A 437-nucleotide genomic window follows, 5' to 3' on the forward strand; every position below is an offset into this window, starting at 1 on the left:
GGCGGCCTTTCGCCAGCAGGGTGCGTCGCGCGGTTACCGCCTCGTGCAGGGTGATCGAAGGCAACGTCAAGTCGGCATAGCGGGCTTCCACAAAGTTTCCTGAAGGCCGTCGAACGAAGATGCGGGCCATGTCGCGTGGATCGTATTTGACAAGCAGGCGCCGGTCAGAACGCCCGACGTCGGCGCTGAGCGCCGCCGACCAATAGCGCAGGCCGAACAGATGAATGCCGGTCGGTCGCAAGGTGCGTTCCTGCTCGGGCAGGAACGTCAGCCAGAAGCGCCTTCTATCTTGTGGTAGTCGAAGTGGAATCTCACCTTCATGGTCTCGCCAGACAGCAATCGGCGGGCGGCCCAGTCCACCGTGTATCGATTGATGATAGGAGCCGACGATGTCGAGTGCGATATACCGCTCGAGCTCACGCAGTGTCAGTGCCGCG

Annotated in this window: 1 protein-coding gene; it reads right to left on the minus strand. The window is 61.8% G+C overall.

Annotated elements, in window-relative coordinates; all coding sequences use genetic code 11:
* Nucleotides 1-437 (minus strand): Mu transposase C-terminal domain-containing protein (locus tag AACY08_RS29930; RefSeq protein ID WP_339472701.1); only part of this gene is annotated, 437 nt, incomplete at both ends.

Source organism: Pseudomonas sp. EL_65y_Pfl1_R83 (assembly GCF_963970695.1).
Classification (GTDB): domain Bacteria; phylum Pseudomonadota; class Gammaproteobacteria; order Pseudomonadales; family Pseudomonadaceae; genus Aquipseudomonas; species Aquipseudomonas tritici.